We start from the raw sequence: 1,975 nt of genomic DNA, 5'->3' as shown, positions 1-1,975 counted from the left end.
TAAGGATTTTTAACGGATAATTTTACAGATAAATCTCTATCCGTTAACTTTTGTCCGTAAAAAATCTTCGCTTGATTTTTAGGGGCTTGCGGATACATAAAGGATAAAAATGCCAAAGATCAATCCCCCGCTAACCGACACGGCCATAAAAAATTTAAAGCCGAAGGACAAAATTTATAAAAAGTCCGACGGACAAAATTTGTTTATATTTATCGAGCCGGGCGGGCGTAAATTTTTTGCGCTTGAGTATAAAAGCCCGCTCACGCTAAAAATGCGACGCATGGCTTTGGGGAACTATCCGCTTTTGACTTTGGCCAAGGCTAGAGAGCTAAGGATGGAGCTTTTGCGCCAAATAAACGATGGAGTCGATCCGCTCAACGCAAAAAGTAGCGATACGAGTAGAAATTTTGAGCGTTTGGCCATGGAGTGGATAGATAAAAAAAGCGAAATAATCAAAGAGTGGACGGCGCAAAATCAAACTAGAAACGCGCAAAAATATCTATTCCCGTACCTCGGTAAAAGAGATATATCGGGCATCACGGCAGCTGAAATAATCGAAGTCCTGCGAAAAGTCGAGAGCGGCGGCAGTCTGAGCGTGTTAAAAAAGCTATTTCAATTTTGCGGGCAACTATGGCGATACGCCGTAGTTAGCGGCAAAGCGTCTCACAACATCATCGCTGATATAGATTTTAAATACACGTTTAAAACCAAAAAGCAGCAAAACTACCCGGCGCTAACGGACGATAACGATCTGCGCGCGCTGGTGCTGGCTATCGACGAATACGGCGGCGAGTATAAAACAAAGGTCGCGCTCAAGCTTGGGCTTTATACGGCTGCTCGGTCGTTTAACATACGCGCGGCACAGTGGAGCGAGTTTGATTTCGATAAAGAAATTTGGAGTATAGAGGCGGGGAAGATGAAACAGGATGAAGTTTTTAAGCTCCCGATGTCTAGGCAGGTTAAGGGGTTGCTGCTAGAATACCGCAAATTTGCCGGGCGCAGCGATTATCTATTTTTTAACCACTTTAGCAAAACGAAGTATATGAGCGAAAATACGCTAAACGTCGCGCTTAGGCGCATGGGCTACACAAAAGACGAGATAGTATATCACGGGCTTCGCTCAAGCTTTAGCACCGTTTGCAACGAAAACACGCACGTTCACGGCTATTCCGAAGCGATCATCGAAAAATGTCTAGCGCACAAAGACGCAAACTCGGTAAGAGCGGCGTATAATAGAGCGGCAAATTTGTCGCATATGAAGGGATTGATGCAATGGTGGGCGGATTATTTGGACGGCTTAATCGCTTAAGCCGTCTGAATAGGGGCGGTTTTGACCGCGCTTTTTATAAAATTCTCAATGCTAGCCCTAGGATAAACTACTGTCTTCTTTCCTAACTTGAGCTTCTCGATATAACCTTCTTTGACGTAACGCCAAAGCGTAGCGTCGCAAACTCCGCCTAGCATCTCTTTGGCCTCTTTGGTGGTGATGTATTCTTGACCTATCATTTTCTAATCCTTTCTACTATATTTTTAATCTCTCGTAGCTCGTTCACCCAGGCTCTATATGGCTCTCTATTCGATCCTAAGGCTAAATCTATCTTTAATTTTAGGCTGTCTAGCCGCTTTTCAAGCGCAGCCAATTCCTCGATTATCGCGCGCAAATCGTCTGCTATTTCTTTCATCAGATATTCTCGATATAAAAATACGCTAGACGTTGGCTATCCTCAGTCTCTCGTGGGCCTGCATAGCATCTATTTTTTGCCGTCATTTTTCTAATCCTTGCCATAAAGTTTCTTTGATACTTTCTGATATGCGCGCGTACGGGTTATAACCGAGTTTATCAATTGCCAAATATACTCTTGTTGCCAGCACTATAAGAACGCTGTCATTTATCCCATATTTTATCGCATCCTCAATTATGGACGTAATTACAGCGCCTGAGCATACATTCCAAGCAAGAGGAGGTTTTTCTATT

4 protein-coding genes are annotated in these 1,975 nt (G+C 43.6%); 1 reads left to right on the top strand and 3 read right to left on the bottom strand.

Features of this window, described 5'->3' with window-relative positions; genetic code table 11:
* Positions 1–109 precede the first annotated feature (109 nt).
* Entirely contained in the window at positions 110–1,309 is a 1,200-nt protein-coding gene (locus Q0200_RS09490) for an integrase arm-type DNA-binding domain-containing protein (RefSeq protein WP_297940671.1), read from the top strand.
* Here Q0200_RS09490 and Q0200_RS09485 read toward each other — a convergent pair.
* The 3 genes from Q0200_RS09485 to Q0200_RS09475 all read right to left on the bottom strand — a co-directional run.
* Positions 1,306–1,506, bottom strand: coding sequence for a helix-turn-helix domain-containing protein (locus Q0200_RS09485; RefSeq protein WP_297940669.1), 201 nt, complete (start codon positions 1,504–1,506; stop codon positions 1,306–1,308). The genes Q0200_RS09490 and Q0200_RS09485 overlap by 4 nt on opposite strands.
* Positions 1,503–1,682: a hypothetical protein gene (locus Q0200_RS09480; protein WP_297940667.1), complete on the bottom strand. Its 180-nt coding sequence runs from the start codon at positions 1,680–1,682 to the stop codon at positions 1,503–1,505. Before Q0200_RS09480 ends, Q0200_RS09485 begins: the two co-directional genes overlap by 4 nt.
* 82 nt (positions 1,683–1,764) lie before the next feature.
* On the bottom strand, positions 1,765–1,975 hold a 211-nt coding region (locus Q0200_RS09475; RefSeq protein WP_297940665.1), incomplete at its 5' end, for a hypothetical protein.

Origin of the sequence: uncultured Campylobacter sp., from assembly GCF_938045225.1 — a bacterium.
GTDB lineage: Bacteria > Campylobacterota > Campylobacteria > Campylobacterales > Campylobacteraceae > Campylobacter_A.
This window is presented reverse-complemented; position numbering and strand designations above follow the sequence as displayed.